General features: G+C 39.8%; 15 protein-coding genes and 1 riboswitch. Of the genes, 6 read left to right on the top strand and 9 right to left on the bottom strand.

Annotated features, from left to right (window positions below):
• The 6 genes from NSQ94_RS18510 to nfsA form a co-directional block, all read right to left on the bottom strand.
• Complete coding sequence (locus NSQ94_RS18510; RefSeq protein WP_327856162.1) at positions 1–702, bottom strand: RNA methyltransferase; 702 nt, start codon at positions 700–702, stop codon at positions 1–3.
• Between the two features lie 493 nt (positions 703–1,195).
• Positions 1,196–1,501 carry a cytochrome aa3 quinol oxidase subunit IV gene (gene qoxD / locus NSQ94_RS18515; protein WP_066251377.1) on the bottom strand — a complete coding sequence of 102 codons (306 nt, stop codon included), beginning with the start codon at positions 1,499–1,501 and terminating at the stop codon, positions 1,196–1,198.
• A gap of 1 nt (position 1,502) precedes the next feature.
• Positions 1,503–2,117 (bottom strand): cytochrome aa3 quinol oxidase subunit III, encoded by a 615-nt coding sequence (gene qoxC, locus NSQ94_RS18520; RefSeq protein ID WP_063389078.1) that lies wholly within the window; start codon positions 2,115–2,117, stop codon positions 1,503–1,505.
• A gap of 1 nt (position 2,118) precedes the next feature.
• Positions 2,119–4,014: a cytochrome aa3 quinol oxidase subunit I gene (gene qoxB, locus NSQ94_RS18525; RefSeq protein WP_232515722.1), complete on the bottom strand. Its 1,896-nt coding sequence runs from the start codon at positions 4,012–4,014 to the stop codon at positions 2,119–2,121.
• Positions 4,015–4,082: 68 nt separating this feature from the next.
• Positions 4,083–5,048: a cytochrome aa3 quinol oxidase subunit II gene (gene qoxA / locus NSQ94_RS18530; protein ID WP_277986807.1), complete on the bottom strand. Its 966-nt coding sequence runs from the start codon at positions 5,046–5,048 to the stop codon at positions 4,083–4,085.
• Between the two features lie 487 nt (positions 5,049–5,535).
• The gene (gene nfsA, locus NSQ94_RS18535; RefSeq protein ID WP_094246395.1) at positions 5,536–6,285 is read right to left on the bottom strand and encodes an oxygen-insensitive NADPH nitroreductase; all 750 of its coding nucleotides are present in this window, start codon (positions 6,283–6,285) and stop codon (positions 5,536–5,538) included.
• A gap of 398 nt (positions 6,286–6,683) precedes the next feature.
• Positions 6,684–6,884: riboswitch (cobalamin riboswitch) on the top strand.
• Positions 6,885–7,023: 139 nt separating this feature from the next.
• On the opposite strand from nfsA, the gene metE reads away from it, so the two are divergent.
• On the top strand, positions 7,024–9,321 hold the full coding sequence (gene metE / locus NSQ94_RS18540; protein ID WP_327848488.1) for a 5-methyltetrahydropteroyltriglutamate--homocysteine S-methyltransferase: 2,298 nt from the start codon (positions 7,024–7,026) through the stop codon (positions 9,319–9,321).
• Positions 9,322–9,521: 200 nt separating this feature from the next.
• On the opposite strand, the gene thiE is transcribed toward metE, so the two are convergent.
• Positions 9,522–10,172 carry a thiamine phosphate synthase gene (gene thiE / locus NSQ94_RS18545; protein WP_117016874.1) on the bottom strand — a complete coding sequence of 217 codons (651 nt, stop codon included), beginning with the start codon at positions 10,170–10,172 and terminating at the stop codon, positions 9,522–9,524.
• Between the two features lie 16 nt (positions 10,173–10,188).
• Complete coding sequence (gene thiM / locus NSQ94_RS18550) at positions 10,189–10,995, bottom strand: hydroxyethylthiazole kinase (RefSeq protein WP_339229804.1); 807 nt, start codon at positions 10,993–10,995, stop codon at positions 10,189–10,191.
• Between the two features lie 421 nt (positions 10,996–11,416).
• Between thiM and NSQ94_RS18555 the strand changes: the two genes are divergently transcribed.
• From NSQ94_RS18555 to NSQ94_RS18565, 3 genes are read left to right on the top strand one after another with little or no spacing between them, the layout of a single operon-like run.
• The gene (locus NSQ94_RS18555) at positions 11,417–12,238 is read left to right on the top strand and encodes a basic amino acid ABC transporter substrate-binding protein (protein ID WP_066251391.1); all 822 of its coding nucleotides are present in this window, start codon (positions 11,417–11,419) and stop codon (positions 12,236–12,238) included.
• 57 nt (positions 12,239–12,295) lie between these two features.
• A complete protein-coding gene (locus NSQ94_RS18560; protein ID WP_063389085.1) occupies positions 12,296–12,952 on the top strand; it encodes an amino acid ABC transporter permease in 657 nt (218 codons plus the stop codon).
• A complete protein-coding gene (locus tag NSQ94_RS18565) occupies positions 12,949–13,671 on the top strand; it encodes an amino acid ABC transporter ATP-binding protein (protein ID WP_063389086.1) in 723 nt (240 codons plus the stop codon). The genes NSQ94_RS18560 and NSQ94_RS18565 overlap by 4 nt, the downstream gene beginning before the upstream one ends.
• A 416-nt stretch (positions 13,672–14,087) precedes the next feature.
• On the opposite strand, the gene NSQ94_RS18570 is transcribed toward NSQ94_RS18565, so the two are convergent.
• The gene (locus tag NSQ94_RS18570) at positions 14,088–14,387 is read right to left on the bottom strand and encodes a hypothetical protein (RefSeq protein ID WP_063389087.1); all 300 of its coding nucleotides are present in this window, start codon (positions 14,385–14,387) and stop codon (positions 14,088–14,090) included.
• A 182-nt stretch (positions 14,388–14,569) separates the two neighbouring features.
• Between NSQ94_RS18570 and NSQ94_RS18575 the strand changes: the two genes are divergently transcribed.
• Together NSQ94_RS18575 and NSQ94_RS18580 are read left to right on the top strand one after the other, a co-directional pair.
• A complete protein-coding gene (locus NSQ94_RS18575) occupies positions 14,570–15,355 on the top strand; it encodes an HAD family hydrolase (RefSeq protein WP_066251396.1) in 786 nt (261 codons plus the stop codon).
• Positions 15,356–15,945: 590 nt separating this feature from the next.
• Complete coding sequence (locus NSQ94_RS18580; protein ID WP_311066674.1) at positions 15,946–16,599, top strand: HAD family hydrolase; 654 nt, start codon at positions 15,946–15,948, stop codon at positions 16,597–16,599.
• The last annotated feature ends 61 nt before the right edge of the window (positions 16,600–16,660 follow it).

Raw genomic sequence — 16,660 nt, forward strand, 5'->3', positions numbered from 1 at the left:
CTACTTGTATTGAGCAACAATTTTTCTCAACCGGTTATTTAACGATTTAAGCATCCAATCCCGAAAGATCTCCTGTTTTTCTTCCAATGTTAAATAATACTCGGCGCCAGCTCTCCCCTTTGCAAGATCCGTTATATGTTTAATTGACAAGGCAGCAGCAACGGAAATGTTTAAGCTTTGCACAAATCCTTTCATAGGAATTACAAACGTTCTGTCAGCCATGTCAACCGCCTCTTTTGAAACACCGCTATGTTCATTTCCAAAAACAAGGACAGTCGGTCTGCTTACATCAAGCTTTTCAAGAGGAACAGCCTGTTCACTCAAATGGCTAACATATATTTGATATCCTTTCTTTTTTAATTGACTGATGGCTGCACTAATATCTGATTGATAATCAATTGTCAGCCATTTGTCTGCACTTTTCGTCACCAATTCATTAGGGGCAAAAGGCGCTCTTCCGGTGACAACCGTTACATTCTGCACGCCAAAAGCTTCGGCAGAACGAAGAACAGCCGCTTGATTATGGCCGTCATCCACCGCTTCCAACAATATGGATACGTAACGAGTCCGTTCCTTCAATACCTCATATAAACGATTCAGCCTTTCCGGCACAATCATATCAAGAATTTGGCGATCCTCATCATTTACAATCTTCTCTTTCAGCAATAATTCCACAATATTATTTTCTTTATTAACATTCACATCCCTTTACCTCCTTGAAAGCACGTGCGGGCAAGAAGATCGAACGTTCTCATTTATTATACGTCTTCTCCAAAAAAAATCTACCTCCTATAGCTGGACACGTTATAGATCAGGTTAAATATAAACAGTTTATCCACATTATCTTTGTACTGTTTCGTTCGTACTCATTGGGCAAAAACAACAAAGTATCAAAATTTGTTTTTTAAAAGAAGAGAATTTCCGCAAAGCTTCTTTGTATATATCAACGTATATTCACAGGAAATCCCCCTAATATAAACAGCTTTTACACATATTTTATCCACATATCCACATTAACTATCCACATTTCGTATTGGCACATTTGTTCCCTACTACATATATGATTAAATAATTCACATTTGTTGATAAACTTATCCACTTATGCACAGTTTACAAACGGAAAACACTCAATTGCTTGTTTTGAACAAAAAAATCCCGAAAAGAGGTTTCGTAACCTTTTTTCGGGACGCTTATGTTAATAGTGATGTTGATGGCCTAAGGACATAACCCATATAGACCCTGCAACAATGACAATTGCGATATAGATCCCGTAATAAATCATTGTTGCCTGCCAAGAACCGCTCTCTCCTTCTTTCATATGCATGAACAGCAAAAGCTGAATAAACGCTTGGCAAAATGCTAAAACGACAATTAATGTAATAACCGTATTTGTCGGCAGATCGGTTGAAAATGTAATCCACACCGCCAATAACGTCAATATTATGGACAACAAAAACCCGAAGACATGCTTCCAAGGAAATCCTTTTTCGTTTTGTGCCAAGTTAACTCACCATCCCTGTCAAATAGACGAGTGTGAAGAGGAAAATCCAAACGACATCAAGGAAATGCCAATATAGACTTGAAATAAACACTTTTCTTGCCGTATCCGCGTTAAGGCCTCTTTTCAGCACCTGCAAAATGATAATCAAAATCCAAAATATCCCGATCGTAACATGAAGCCCGTGCGTTCCAACAAGAGCGAAGAAGGATGAAAGGAACGCGCTTGTTTGCATTGTTGCACCTTCATGAACAGCATACAAAATGAACTCTTCTATTTCAAAGTACAAAAAACCGATTCCCAACAATATCGTAACAATCAGCCAGCCGATCATACCGGCTTGCTTGCCTCTTCGCATTTCATAAACGGCAAGACCGCAAGTGAAGCTGCTTGTAAGCAGAAGAAAAGTTTCAATCAAAACTGTTTTCAATTCATACAATTCCTCTGGACCTGGTCCGCCCGCTGTTCTGGAGACGAGAACAAGATAAGTAGCAAAGAGGGTGGCAAACAGGGCAAGCTCTGCCCCGAGAAAAATCCAAAAACCTAAAATATTTAATTGATTTTGTTTCGTTGAATACTCAAGTGGAAGATTCGATTGTTTTGGAGCAATTTCCGACATGTTACTCCCTCCCTGCTTCCGTCTGTTTAATTTCTTCGACCGGCACATAGTATCCATCATCATATTCAAAAGAGCGCAAAATCATGCAGATGATAACGCCGATCAATCCGATGATCGCAACCGGCATCCATTCGAAAACTAAACCGAAGCCGGCTATAAAGAAGAAGATCGACATGATGAAAGGCCGCCCCGAATTTGATGGCATATGGATTGGTTTATATTCCGGCTCCTCTTCTTCTTTTCCTTCTTTCCGTTCCTTCTTCATCATCCACCAAGCGTCAAGACCTTTTACCTGCGGTGTTACGGCAAAGTTGTAATGCGGTGCAGGCGACGGAATAGACCATTCCAGCGTCCGGCCATCCCAAGGATCTCCCGTGAGGTCACGCTCGCCTTTAAAGTACGTGTACACAACATTAATACACAGGAAGATAAAGCCGATTCCCATCATAACTGCGCCAATAGTCGAAATGACGTTTAATTCCGTCCAGCCGGCATCTGCCGGATATGTGTAAATTCTTCTTGGCATGCCCATAAATCCTAAAACATATTGCGGCAAGAAACATACATTAAAGCCAAGGACGAAAAACCAGAACGTAATTTTGCCGAGCTTTTCATTTAAAATGACGCCAAACATTTTCGGATACCAATAATGAAGCGCTGCAAAGACAGCAAAGACCGTACCGCAAATTAACGTATTATGAAAATGGGCTACAAGGAAATACGTATTATGATATTGGTAATCGGCCGCAGCCATCGAAAGCATCACACCTGTAACCCCGCCGATGACGAAAGTTGGAATAAACGCCAAAGACCATAGCATCGCAGATGTGAATTTGATTCGACCTTTATATAAAGTGAAGAGCCAGTTAAAAATTTTTACCCCTGTCGGTATGGCTATCGCCATCGTCGATACAGAGAAAAATGCATTAACCGGGGCTCCTGAACCCATTGTGAAAAAGTGGTGCACCCAAACGAGCATACTTAATACAGAAATCGCCACCATGGACCAAACCATGGCTGTATAACCGAAAAGACGTTTTCTTGCAAAAGTTGAGACAACTTCTGAAAAAACCCCAAACGCTGGCAAAATGGCAATATACACTTCCGGGTGCCCCCAAATCCAGAACAGGTTCGCCCAATGCATTGGCACTCCATCGCCTGAAAGCGTAAAAAAGTGAGTGCCAAATATTCTGTCCAACGTCATTAATGCTAAAGCAACCGTCAATACCGGAAAAGCGAAAACAACCAATATGGACGTAATAAGCGTTGCCCATGTAAACATCGGCATGCGCATTAAAGTCATTCCAGGAGCTCTCATTTTTAGAATCGTTACAATGAAATTAATACCGGAGATTAATGAACCGATCCCTGAAATTTGCAATCCTAATAAATAATAATTTTGGCCCGGCCCCGGGCTGAGTTCATTTCCAGCAAGAGGCATGTATGCCGTCCACCCTGCATCCGGTGAGCCGCCGATCACAAATGAAATGTTGAACAGCAAGGCGCCAAAGAAAAACGTCCAGAAGCTGAGTGCATTCAAATACGGGAACGCCACATCTCTAGCTCCAATTTGGAGAGGAACTGCAATGTTCATGATCCCGAATATGAACGGCATTGCCATAAATAAAATCATAATGGTTCCATGTGTAGTGAAAATTTCATTATAATGCTGTGAATCTAAAAACGTATTATTTGGCACTGTCAATTGGGCGCGCATTAAAAGTGCGTCTACGCCCCCTCGGAATAGCATTAATACGGCGGAAATAATATACATAATCCCTATTTTTTTATGGTCAACAGTCGTTAGCCACTCTTTCCACAGCCATTTCCATTTTTTAAAATAGGTTAATACAAAAACGATACCAATAATTGTTAATACAATGGCTGCATCCGCCATATATATAAGGGGTTCGCCGGTAACGAAAAATTCATCCCATTTCACAGCACGTTCCTCCTTCCTTCCGATTAATGTCCTTCGTGCTGATGGCTTTCATGTTCACGATTATCATGATGATCAGATTCAACTTCCTCCAATTTTATGGTACCGTGCTTTTCTTTTGCAGGGATATTGTCTAAATGCTCACCTGGTTTCGCAAAATCAACCCACGCCAAATGTGTTCCAGAAAAAGTCAATTTATCTTTTAAAACTCCGACTTGGATGATTTCGTTAAATTGTTTTTTCGTCAGCAATGGAGCTGATGCTTGTGTTTCTTTCACCCATTTATAAAAATCTTCTTTTTCCATTGCGTTCACATCAAATGTTTGATGGGCAAATCCTTCTCCTGTAAAATTTGAATTCCGCCCTTTAAACGTACCGACATGATCAGCCTGCAAATAAAGAGTCATTCCCATTCCAGCCATATTATATTTTTGTCCGCCCAGCTCTGGAATCCATAAAGCGCTCATCCCGCCGACAGCTGTCAATTTAAATTCAACTGGAACATCTTTTGGAATGTTGACATAATTGACTGTTTCAATATTTTCCTCCGGATAGCTGAAAATCCATTTCCAATCGGCTGCTGTCGCATGAATTACAATTGGTTCAACCCCTCTAGATTCCTTCGGCGGTTTTTCAAGCTCAAAAGTCGCCTTAATCGTTGGTATCGCCAATGCAATGACAATCAACACAGGAATAGCTGTCCAAATGATTTCCAGAAGTGTATTTCCGTGCTGGTCAGGAGGCTCATAATCAAGATTTTCTGGTCTCTCCCTGTATTTCCATAAAATAATGGCAAACAGCACAAAGATGACAACAATAATAAACAGCATAAACCAAATTGACCAAAGGATTAAATCCTTTTGAACCTCTGCAACAGGTCCTTTCGGATTTAATAAAACAAAGCGTTCACTGCAACCTGTCAACAAAAAAAGCAATGACAGTGGTAAAACCTTCATAAACAAGTTCAACCATTTTTGTTGTTGTGCCGGCATTTTCGATCCCTCTCAAATCAGAAATGTTTTAAATTTTCATAAAAAACCGACTTAATCGATTCAAAAAATAATTGAGTTGTAAATGAACTTTATCACATTTTTATCGAAATAAACTTTAATTCAAAAAACAGTCAAGAAACGATAAATTTTTTGTAAAATTTTTGCCACGAATCTGACACAATATAGAGAAATTCCGTTTTTTCAGGGAATCTTCTCTATATTTTCCAAATAAAAGCTGATGGGAATGTATTTTCGAGGGATGTACATGAAGAAGCTGAAAAATGACGTTTTCATCTGATTTCTTGAACCGATGTATCATTCTAAATTTGCCAAGTGAGGAAATAAGCAAAATGAGTTAGCAGCCGAGTCAGGGGAAAAATAAACAAATTCATGCTGAAAGGAAGAGTTCGGATAAATGACTTACATACAATTTTCTGTTCAAAAATAAAGCTCCTATCTTCATAAAATCGAGATAGGAGCTGAAGCTTTAGTTTAAATTCAATCCTTTTTTCTGAACAAATTGCTTCATGTACATTCTTGTCGGATTCGAAAGCATGCGAGCCATTTGACCAGTCCAAGTATCTTTGCGAATCCCGTTTGTTCGCTGATCATAATAATTGGATACTATTTCATTATATTGTTCAAGCTCGCGCACATATGCTTCTTGATCTTGCTTATATTCTTCCTCATGATAAATATGCTCAAAAGGTATTCTTGGTTTTTTCGCCGTTTCTTTTGCAGGGTAGCCGACAGTTAATGCAAAAAGAGGGATGACCTTGTTTGGAATTTTCAACAGCCTCGATACTTCTTCTAAATTATTGCGGATGCCTCCGATGTAGCAAATGCCGAGTCCCATTGACTCAGCCGCCAACGCAGCATTTTGAGCGGCCAGTGCAGCATCAATGAGAGCTACCATAAATTTTTCAGTGCTCCTCAATGAATCTTCTACATTTTTGCCTTCCATTTCACCAATGACTTCATGACGGTGCAAATCAGCGCAAAAAATAAATAAATGTCCGCTCTTCTCTACGTAAGCTTGGTTTCCTGCCAGTTCAGCGAGCTTTTTTTTCGTTTGTATATTTTTCACCCCGATAATGGAATAGGCTTGCATGTAACTTGAAGTTGAAGCGGCTTGGGCGCATTCGACAATTAATCGGATTTGCTCATCTGTCAAAGGCCGATCCTCAAAATGACGAACGGAACGGTGATTTAAAATGGTTTTGATAATGTCGTTCAACATAATCATCCTTTCTATAATCCCACTTATTTTTTGAAAAATCACACTTCTTCCAATCCAAGTATTAACATGAAAATGCTGCTCTTTCAAATGATTCGTATTGAAAAATACGTTTTTTATAGCTCCTTTTTCAGTGAAGGCTCCAAGCACCTAATTTTACCATCGAATCTCAAACTATTCACTGCAACGCTCCTGTATTGTAAACAACAAAATTTTTCAAATTTACGTTATTAGAAAAATTAAATTTTAAAAACGACCCTATAAACATTTCACAATTTGTATGTGAATTCCTGCTTCTGTCCATTGATTTCCCAAAATAGGGCAGCACTTTTCTGAACCTAAAAAATAGGGATTGAAAAAACAAAAAAAATCATCTATTCTGATAATTATAGTTTCATATAGTGTTCCAAGCAGCAGGTGCGTCATATTTCATCAGCAATATGCGCTTAAAAGGGAAGATTGGTGAAATTCCAACACGGTCGCGCCACTGTGATGGGGAGCTTTCGGCCAACATCCACTGTTTCAATGTTTGAAATGGGAAGGAGGATCGAAAGCGATGATCCTAAGTCAGGAGACCTGCCTGTTGTATGCACTGCCACCTACGCGTCATAGGGAGGAGTGATGAAGCCATGTTGAGATTTAAGCCCTACATGTATCTCAACACGAGTTAGAGTCCACAATTCCCTCTTTTACGCGTAAAAAGAGGGTTTTTTTATTATGTGTTGAGATACAAATCAAATGGGGGTGTCAATATTGACATTAATTAGTTCAAATCTTGGCTATCCAAGAATTGGTGAAAGAAGAGAATGGAAAAGAGCGCTGGAATCATTTTGGAACGGAAACATTTCAGAAAGCAGCTTGGAGGAAACATTAAAAGATATACGTCTTCTCAATCTGAAAAAACAGAAGGAAAAAGGAATAGACCTAATTCCTGTCGGAGATTTTTCATTATATGACCATGTCCTCGATACTGCATTTATGTTTGGGTATATTCCTTCTAGATTCCAGCATATGGAGCCGACTTCATTAAAAACATATTTTGCAATGGCTAGAGGCTCTGATGAAGCAGAAGCAATGGAAATGACCAAATGGTTCAACACAAACTACCATTATATTGTTCCGGAGCTTGAAAATAAAACGCCGGCGTTAGTAAAGAACCGTCTGCTTGAACTTTTTCAGGAAGCGAAAAACGAGCTGAATATTGAAGCAAAACCGGTTTTGCTAGGTCCAATTACTTTTTTAAAGCTGGCAAAACAATACGATCAACACGATTTTCATAAACATTTGTCTGCTTTAATTCCTGTTTACGTCCAATTGTTGACGGAACTTGCTCAGGCCGGTGCGAAATGGGTGCAAATTGATGAGCCGATTCTTGTACAGGAGCTAGATGATTCATCGATTCCTTTGTTTAAAGAGGTATACGATGCTTTCCACAAAGCGCTTCCTTCGTTAAATATCATTTTGCAAACATACTTTGAAAGTATAACCCATTATCAAGAAATCGTGTCTCTTCCTGTCGCTGCAATTGGCCTGGACTTTGTACATGATCATGGCGTCAATCTGTCGAACATCAAAACGCTCGGCTTTCCGAAAGACAAAATTCTCGCAGCTGGTTTGATCGACGGCCGCAACATTTGGAAAGCATCCTTAGTATCAAAAGCTAAGGAAATCGATGATCTTGCGCAATATGTAGATATTGATAGATTGATCATTCAGCCTTCATGCAGCTTGCTTCATGTACCTGTTACAGTTCAAAACGAACAGAGCTTGCCGTCCATATTGAAAAATGCTCTTTCCTTTGCTGATGAAAAATTGGATGAAGTAAATGAACTCGCTCAATATGCAAAAGGGAAAAGAACGATCGATGATTTAAAACAATATGACCGCTCTTATACGGATTTTATCCATTCTTCCTTTCGGACAAATGAGAAGGTTCAAGAGGCCGCCAAAAATATCGGAGCATATCCAACGAAACGCTTGGATTATACCGAACGGCAAAAACTGCATAAAAAAAGATGGAATCTGCCGATTTTACCAACTACTACGATCGGAAGCTTTCCGCAGACGAAAGAAATCCGGCAAATCCGCTTAAAATGGCGGAAAGGCGAATATTCAAACGAGCAGTATGAATCGGTCATCAATAATGAAATAAAAAAATGGATTGACATTCAAGAGCAGCTCGGTTTAGACGTATTCGTCCATGGGGAATTTGAACGGACCGATATGGTCGAATTTTTCGGGGAAAAATTAAATGGAATTGCTGTTACGAATAACGGCTGGGTGCAATCATACGGGTCACGATGCGTGAGACCGCCGATTATTTACGGAGATGTAGCATTTGATCAGCCGATGACCGTAAAAGAAAGCGTATATGCACAATCACTGACAAGCAAGCCTGTTAAAGGGATGCTGACAGGACCTGTCACGATCCTAAACTGGTCATTTGTGCGCAATGACATCGACCGTATAAGCGTTCTTCGCCAGCTCGCCCTTGCCATTCGCGAAGAAGTGCTAGCTTTAGAGAAAAATGGAATAGGCATGATTCAAGTTGATGAGCCTGCATTACGTGAAGGATTGCCTCTGAAACAATCAAAACAAAAAGAATATATCGAAGGAGCTGCTGAAGCCTTCAAGCTCGCCACCAGCTCTGTTCGTCCGGAAACACAAATCCATACTCATATGTGCTATTCGCAATTTGAGGATATCATGGAGGCAATTGATGACCTTGATGCGGATGTCATTTCTATTGAATCTTCCCGAAGCCATGGAGAGCTTGTTCATGCTTTTGAAACGTATCAATATAAAAGAGAGATTGGCTTAGGCGTATATGACATTCACAGCCCGCGAATTCCATCCGTTGAAGAAATGGCAAAAAATATCGACCGCGCCTTAGCAGTGCTTGACGTGCGCCAGTTTTGGGTTAACCCTGACTGCGGACTAAAAACAAGATCAGTGGATGAAACGATTAGTGCTTTAAAAGTCATGGTCGAAGCTGCGAAAACCTATCGAGAAAAAATAACTGCTGCACAAATTTAAGAAAAGTGTGGCCCGATTCTCTCAGCAGTCAAATCCCGATGGAACCGGCAGAAATGTCAGTTTCTATACTTTCATTTAAAAAAGGAGCCTTGCCGCTCCTTTTTTACGTTTATAAAAGAAATCCCCTTTCGCCGACTTTCAAAAGCCGAACCTATATGTAAATATTTTATATCCACAAAATCTTATTAAAAGAAAATGTTTCACATCGTTGCTTTCTTCAGTTGAGCTGCACTTTCCTTAACATCATCCGCTAGACAAATGGCAGAAATGACGGAGATGCCGTCTGCTCCGCTAGCGATCACCTGACCGGCGTTGGCGATGTTGATCCCGCCAATTCCGACAATAGGGATGTCGATCCCTTGTTTGCGCATGCTTTCAATCAATTTTGGACCTTGTGGCTTTTTTGCATCCTCTTTCGTGTTTGTAGAAAAGATTGGCCCCACACCGATATAATCAGCGCCTTGGACAACCGCCTTTTGCGCCTCTTCAATTGTATGTGCAGAAACGCCTAAAATTTTGTCACCGATTTTTTTCCGGACAAGATCAGCCGGTTCATCCTCTTGCCCGATATGAACGCCGTCTGCATCTAGTTCAATAGCCAGGTCAACGTCATCGTTGACAATAAATGGAATGTGATGTTTTTGGCAAATAGCCTGCAGCTCTTTTCCAAGCCGCCATTTTTCTTCGCCTGTTAAAGCCCACGCACCTTTTTCACGGTATTGAAAAAGCGTAATTCCGCCTGCAATCGCCTCTTCAAGCACATCAGCAGGCTTCCTTTTGCAGTTTACACTGCCCATAATAAAATACACCTTTAGCAGCTCCCGCATTTTATTTGCCGACACTCGCGCCATGTTTATCACCTTTGCTTTATTTTTTTATAAAAGACCCTTTTTTCAGCAACTCGTCTCCCGTCACCTTTGCCAGCTGGTTCAATAATTCGATTTGAAAGCTTCCAGGACCTTTTTCTTCCGTTAAATCAAATGCGATTTCTGCAGCGACCCCATAAGTGACGAGACTGGCTACTGAAGCAGCAAGAGAGTCCTTTTCAACGGCTGAAAAAGCACCGATAATGGAAGTCAATAAACAGCCTGTTCCGGTAACTTTTGTTAAAATTGGATGGCCGTTTTGAATCAAATACGTTGTCTTCCCATCCGTTGCCACGTCTTCTTTTCCGGTAATGACTGCAACTGTATTCAGCTCTTCGGCCGCTTTTTTGGCCAGCGAAACAGGATCAGCAGCTGAATCCGCCGCATCCACCCCTTTCATTGCAAGCTTTTCACCTATCACATTGGCAATCTCAGGTGCATTCCCGCGAATAACTGAGATGCGAACCTCCTTTAATATTTCCCGAACAGCTTCCGTCCGGTAAGGGGTGGCTCCCGCACCGACAGGATCTAAAATGATTGGAACCCCGTGTTCATTCGCTGATTTTCCTGCAATAATCATTGCTTCGATTACTTCAGGAGATAATGTGCCAATATTTAAAACGAGCGCGCCGGATATTTTCGCCATATCCGCAACCTCTTCCTTTGCATACGCCATAACCGGAGAAGCGCCGATCGCCAGCAAACCGTTTGCAGTAAAGTTGGTGACGACGACATTCGTAATGTTGTGGACGAGAGGATTTTGGGCGCGAACCTTTTCTAGCGCCAAAATCAATTGTTCTTTATTCATTTTCTCACTCCTTCTAGAAAGCTAAAGCACCTTGCCCAAGCTGCAAAGTGCATCATGTATTGGAAATTATTCCAACAAATTCCGTAATTCCCCAACAAATTTGAACGATAAGACAGAAGAATTTGTATTTTCATGTTGATGCCAAAAGTTCTGCACCTGCTTTTTTATGATAATTTCTGCCAATCATTATACTCTCTTTTTATTTACAATCCAAATTTTCGTCTTCTTCATGAAAAATTTGCTCTTTATCCGCCTGCAATTGTTCATTTTAACATGACACTTTTTATGATATAATTTCAAATAAAACAATAATTTCGAATCAATATGCATGTTATTGAAAGAATATACATCTTTCATTTATAATAGACCAGTGAATGTCGAAACGAATTTCATTCTTTGATTCATTTATAAGGAGGTACTTATGAAAAAATATTTTAGCAAAATAATTGCACTTGCTGTTTTCACAAGCCTAATGCTTATACTTTCAGCATGCGGTGCAGGAGGTTCTGAAGACGATAAAGGAGCAAGCAGTGAGAAGAAAGAAACGTTAAAGGTTGTTACAAACGCAGCATACGCTCCGTTTGAATATATCGACAAAGGTAAAGTTGTCGGCTTTGATATTGATTTCATAAACGCTGTGGCTAAAGAGGCCGGTTACAAAGTAGACATTAAACATACCGGATGGGATCCAATGTTTGCTGAAGTTCAAAGAAAACAAGCTGACTTGGCAGCTTCCTCTGTGTCCATTACTGAAGACAGAAAGCAAACATACGATTTTTCTGTTCCGTATTTTGAATCAACTCTTATGATTTTAGTTCCTGAAGACAGTGATATTCAAAATGCGCTTGATCTGAAAGGCAAAAAAGTTGCTGTCCAAAACGGAACAACCGGTCAGACAGCCGCTGAAAAAATACTTGCCGGCGATGGAACGGTTAAAAAATTTGAAGACAACGTCCTCGCGATCATGGAACTTCTGAACGGAGGCGCAGACGCAGTTGTGGCCGATAACGCGGTTGTCAATGAATATATTAAAAATAATCCGGACAAAAAATTGAAAGCAATTAAAGATCCGGAAAATTTCGATTCGGAGTTTTACGGTCTAATGTTCGCGAAAGGAAGCAAATTAAAACCAGAACTTGACAAAGCGATCAATACACTGTTTGAAAACGGAACGTACAGTGAGATTTATAAAAAATGGTTTGGTGTAGAACCAGATATCGATATATTAAAAAATCAGCAATAATTTTCAGCATTCCACAGGTATTTTGCTTGTCCGGAATGCACGCGGGGAGATATATGTATGAATTTTCGTTTTGATCTCATAGCTGAATATGCACCCTTTTTCTTCCAAGGAACGCTTGTAACAATTGGACTCTCTCTTGGTGCAATCGCCATCGGCACCATTTTGGGTCTTTTTATCGGCATCGGGAAAATTGCTCAAAATAAATTTATTCGCCTGCCCTTTTCATGGTACGTTACATTTTTCAGAGGCACGCCTCTTTTTGTCCAGATGCTGCTCGTTCATTTCGGGCTCGTACCGCTGCTAATCGGTGATACGAATGGAATTATAGCGGCAATTGTTGCACTTTCTTTAAACTCTGCCGCCTACATTGCAGAGATATTCCGTGCAGGTATTCAATCGATTGATAAAGGACAGATGGAAGCTGCAAGATCTCTCGGTATGAGCCATAAACAGGCGATGCGCTATGTCATTTTGCCGCAGGCGACGAAACGGATGATTCCGCCTCTTGGCAATGAATTCGTCATTTTAATAAAAGAGTCGTCAATCGCCGCCATCATTGCCACCCCTGAGCTGATGTATTGGGGACGGGCTATGCAGGGGCAATATTATATCGTTTGGGAGCCATACCTCACCGTTGCGCTCATCTATCTTGTTCTGACATTGTCCTTAAGCAAATTATTAAGCTTTGTTGAAAGGAGAACAACAACCGGATGATTCAAGTAAAACATTTAAAGAAAAGCTTTGGGAATCTTGAAGTGTTAAAAGACATCAGTGTAGACATTAAAGAAAAAGAAGTTGTATGCGTCATTGGTCCATCCGGTTCAGGCAAAAGCACGTTTCTTCGCTGTTTAAACAAGCTTGAGGACATTACGGCAGGACAGGTTATCGTGAACGGTCAAGATATTACAAATCCAAACTTGGACATTAATAAAGTTCGCCAAGAGGTTGGAATGGTGTTTCAGCAGTTTAACCTATTTCCGCATAAAACAGTGTTGGAAAATATTACACTTGCTCCGATAAAAGTAAAAGGAGTCTCGGAACAGGAAGCAAACGAAAAAGCTTTGCAGCTGCTGAAAAAAGTGGGATTAAGCGAAAAAGCTTCAAGCTATCCAAGCGAATTATCAGGGGGCCAAAAACAGCGCGTTGCCATTGCCCGAGCTCTCGCAATGAATCCTAAAATCATGCTTTTCGATGAACCTACATCCGCCCTCGATCCAGAAATGGTCGGTGAAGTGTTAACAGTTATGAAAGAATTAGCGGCGGAAGGAATGACGATGGTCGTCGTGACGCATGAAATCGGATTTGCCAAAGAAGTGAGCGATCGAGTGATTTTCATGGACGGCGGATATATTGTAGAGGAAAACACACCTAGCGAGCTTTTTAACAATCCTAAACACGAACGAACAAAAGCTTTTTTAAGCAAAGTGCTGTGAACAAGGCAAGTATCCGGCATACGGGTTGACTTAAACTCCTTTTCAATCAAATCTCATACGAATTCATTTCGGACAAGCCGAAAAGCTTGTCCTTTATCTTTTTCTCAATGGAGCTTCTCCCCTCTTACGCACTACGCACTCGTTCTTCATATATTATTTGCCATCAGCATCCAAAAGTGTTTGGACGGTAAGCCTTTCGTATATTTCCCAGCCTGAAGTTTCTGCTTGGAAGTACTATTTGAATTGTCGTAGCATCGCGGCTTGTACCAAAGTTGTTCAGCTTTTGAAGACTGACATTTCTCATCTTGGATTAGAAAGCAGAAGGCACAGATGCCGATAACACATCCAATTTTTTTAGGTCAGTAACTTTTTTTCTAAAAAAAAACAGGGTCTAAGACCCTGTAAGCAAAAAAACATTAAATTTCATATTTAAACTCACGGTATGCATCGATCAAAAGGAAAATTGCCGTTATGATATGCATCACCATTCCAACAATCGGAATCCATGCAATGCAGGAAGTAATAATTCCTAAAATGCTGCCATGCTTGTTTTTATTTGTTATAATGGCAAAAATCAACGTCACAAGGTGCAGTACAAACATAAACGCCAAAGGTGTCCATAGGAAAGATAATATAATCGTTCCACCTATAACTGGAATTCCGAAAAATGCTTCAAGACCCCCGCTTACCCATTTTAAAATGTTGACTACTGACATATAAATCCACCTCTGTATCCGTTTTTTCAATATACGAATTTGCGAATTGAAATGTTTCAAATATTCTTCAGCCCGGCACAAAAACTATTTTTGCAAGACAATTCATCTTGTTAGAGTTTTCACAATTTTTATTTTATGATAAAATCTTACAACAAAATAAATTTTAACGGGAGTTTATGGAGATGACATATAAACTTTTATTTTTGGACATAGACGGAACAATTTTGACACCGGATGATCAAATTCAAGAATCTACGAAAAGAGCTGTAGCTGCAGTTCAGAAACAAGGTGTAGAGGTCTTTCTGGCAACAGGGAGACCTTTGCATGAAATTTCGCATATCGGCAAAGAGCTGAACGTTCAATCGTTTATTGGCTATAACGGCGCATTTACGGTTTATAGGGGCCGCGAGATTTTAAAAGAGCCGATGAATCCAGATATTGTTCAAAACTTTGTGCATACCGCCAAACACCATGGACATGAGCTCGTCATGTATACAAGAGAAAAAAATGTCCTTAGCTCGTTTGATTCCCCTGCTATGAAAAATTTCATTCAAAAATTTCATTTACAAAAAAATGAGTTGTTTTCATATGATATCATCGATCAAGTTTTAGGAATGACGATATTAAATTTAGCTGATCGCGATGTTTCTCTTTATGAAAAAGACGATCTTATATACTTATCCCAAGTGAATATCGAAGGCCTGGCCCAATGCTACGATGTCATTAGGGAAAAGGTCAATAAGGGCAAAGCTGTCAAAGCAATATTAAATTATCTTGGCGTGCCAAAAGAAAGCGCCATTGCCTTTGGCGATGCCATGAATGATAAAGAGATGCTCTCAATAGTCGGCGAAGGTTTTGCAATGGGGAACGCAGATCCAAACCTTTTGCCATATGCGAAGCACCAAACAACAGACGTAACAAATTCCGGTGTCTATCACGGTTTGAAAAAGCTTGGTCTCGTTGAATAAGTAAGAAGACTGTGTAAATAGTCTTTTCCCTGCCAAATAGACAGTTGTAAAAAAAGATTATGCAAAACTGTGTTTCGGTATTCAGCTGGAGCACAATGCAAAAATTGTTGTTTTACAGTGAGAAAAATACAACATTTCTACTTTAAGGAAAAAAAGGACTCGATGCAGCGTGATCCAGGCAGATGTCTTTGCCAGAACGGCTGCCATGTGACCGAGTCCTTCTATTCTGCTTAGACGAATACCAGAAAATAGAAAACTGGTCTTCCCTCATCTTCAAAACGAAGTGAGTCATCTTTGTTCACATTGGAAAGAAAAAACGGGCGATGAAGGTTTTGCGGCAGGGAGAGGACCGAATTAATTTATTTGACGAAATAAACTGAAAGGTCAGGAAATGTGCTCCTAATTATGAGCGTGAACCGATACAATATATATTCCTTTATCCGCATAAAAAGAAACGATTAGACTATTATTGAAATCATGAGCAATCGATTGGTGCTCAGGATTGCTGGAACATACTGAGTTAACTTTATTGCATATAGTTTATGAAGGTGTATTTATTTTATCCTCATGAGTGGAAAGGAGAAAAAGCTTTGATAAAAGCAATTATTTTTGATTTCGACGGTTTAATTATAGACACAGAGACTCCCTGGTTTGAGGCTTATAAAGAAACTTTAGGTTATTATAATGTTGATTTGCCCCTTGAACAATATGTAAAAAGCGTTGGGTCAGATAATACAGTACTTTACGAGTTTTTCAAACAACAATTGGGAGAAAGCTGTAATATTGAGGAAATTGATGCCAAAGCAGAAAGCATTTATAAAGAAAAGATGAAAACACCTCAGGCACGTGAAGGTGTAAAGGATTATTTGCAAGAAGCAAACAATTTAGGATATAAAATTGCTATTGCTTCAAGCTCCACAAGGGAGTGGGTAACTCATTATTTAGATGAACTTGGGGTGTTAAACTATTTTAATACTATTATCACACAGGATGATGTTGAGAAGGTAAAACCGGCACCTGATTTGTATTTAAAAGCAGTTGATGCCTTAAACATCAGCTCAAATGAAGCATTAGCATTTGAAGATTCTTTAAATGGGCTCCAAGCAGCTCTAGCTGCTGGACTGAAATGCGTAATTGTGCCAAATCCAGTAACGGAGTCTTTACCTTTCGAAAATTATGATTTGCGACTTCATTCCATGGCAGAAAAAAGTTTGAGCGATGTCATAAAATTTATTGAACAATAAAGAATTAAAATCTCGTATTAATGCTAAGCTCTATCAAATAATATTTGATAATTCGCTAGAT

The organism is Aeribacillus sp. FSL K6-2833, from assembly GCF_037965815.1.
GTDB lineage: Bacteria > Bacillota > Bacilli > Bacillales > Aeribacillaceae > Aeribacillus > Aeribacillus composti.

Excerpts from the sequence above, each read along its gene's own strand:
- qoxC (WP_063389078.1), bottom strand. The coding sequence starts at position 2,117 with ATGTCGGAAATTGCTCCAAAACAATCGAATCTTCCACTTGAGTATTCA.
- qoxB (WP_232515722.1), bottom strand. The coding sequence starts at position 4,014 with ATGGCGGATGCAGCCATTGTATTAACAATTATTGGTATCGTTTTTGTA.
- qoxA (WP_277986807.1), bottom strand. The coding sequence starts at position 5,048 with ATGCCGGCACAACAACAAAAATGGTTGAACTTGTTTATGAAGGTTTTA.
- metE (WP_327848488.1), top strand. The coding sequence starts at position 7,024 with ATGGGGGTGTCAATATTGACATTAATTAGTTCAAATCTTGGCTATCCA.
- thiE (WP_117016874.1), bottom strand. The coding sequence starts at position 10,172 with ATGGCGCGAGTGTCGGCAAATAAAATGCGGGAGCTGCTAAAGGTGTAT.
- thiM (WP_339229804.1), bottom strand. The coding sequence starts at position 10,995 with ATGAATAAAGAACAATTGATTTTGGCGCTAGAAAAGGTTCGCGCCCAA.
- NSQ94_RS18555 (WP_066251391.1), top strand. The coding sequence starts at position 11,417 with ATGAAAAAATATTTTAGCAAAATAATTGCACTTGCTGTTTTCACAAGC.
- NSQ94_RS18560 (WP_063389085.1), top strand. The coding sequence starts at position 12,296 with ATGAATTTTCGTTTTGATCTCATAGCTGAATATGCACCCTTTTTCTTC.
- NSQ94_RS18565 (WP_063389086.1), top strand. The coding sequence starts at position 12,949 with ATGATTCAAGTAAAACATTTAAAGAAAAGCTTTGGGAATCTTGAAGTG.
- NSQ94_RS18570 (WP_063389087.1), bottom strand. The coding sequence starts at position 14,387 with ATGTCAGTAGTCAACATTTTAAAATGGGTAAGCGGGGGTCTTGAAGCA.
- NSQ94_RS18575 (WP_066251396.1), top strand. The coding sequence starts at position 14,570 with ATGACATATAAACTTTTATTTTTGGACATAGACGGAACAATTTTGACA.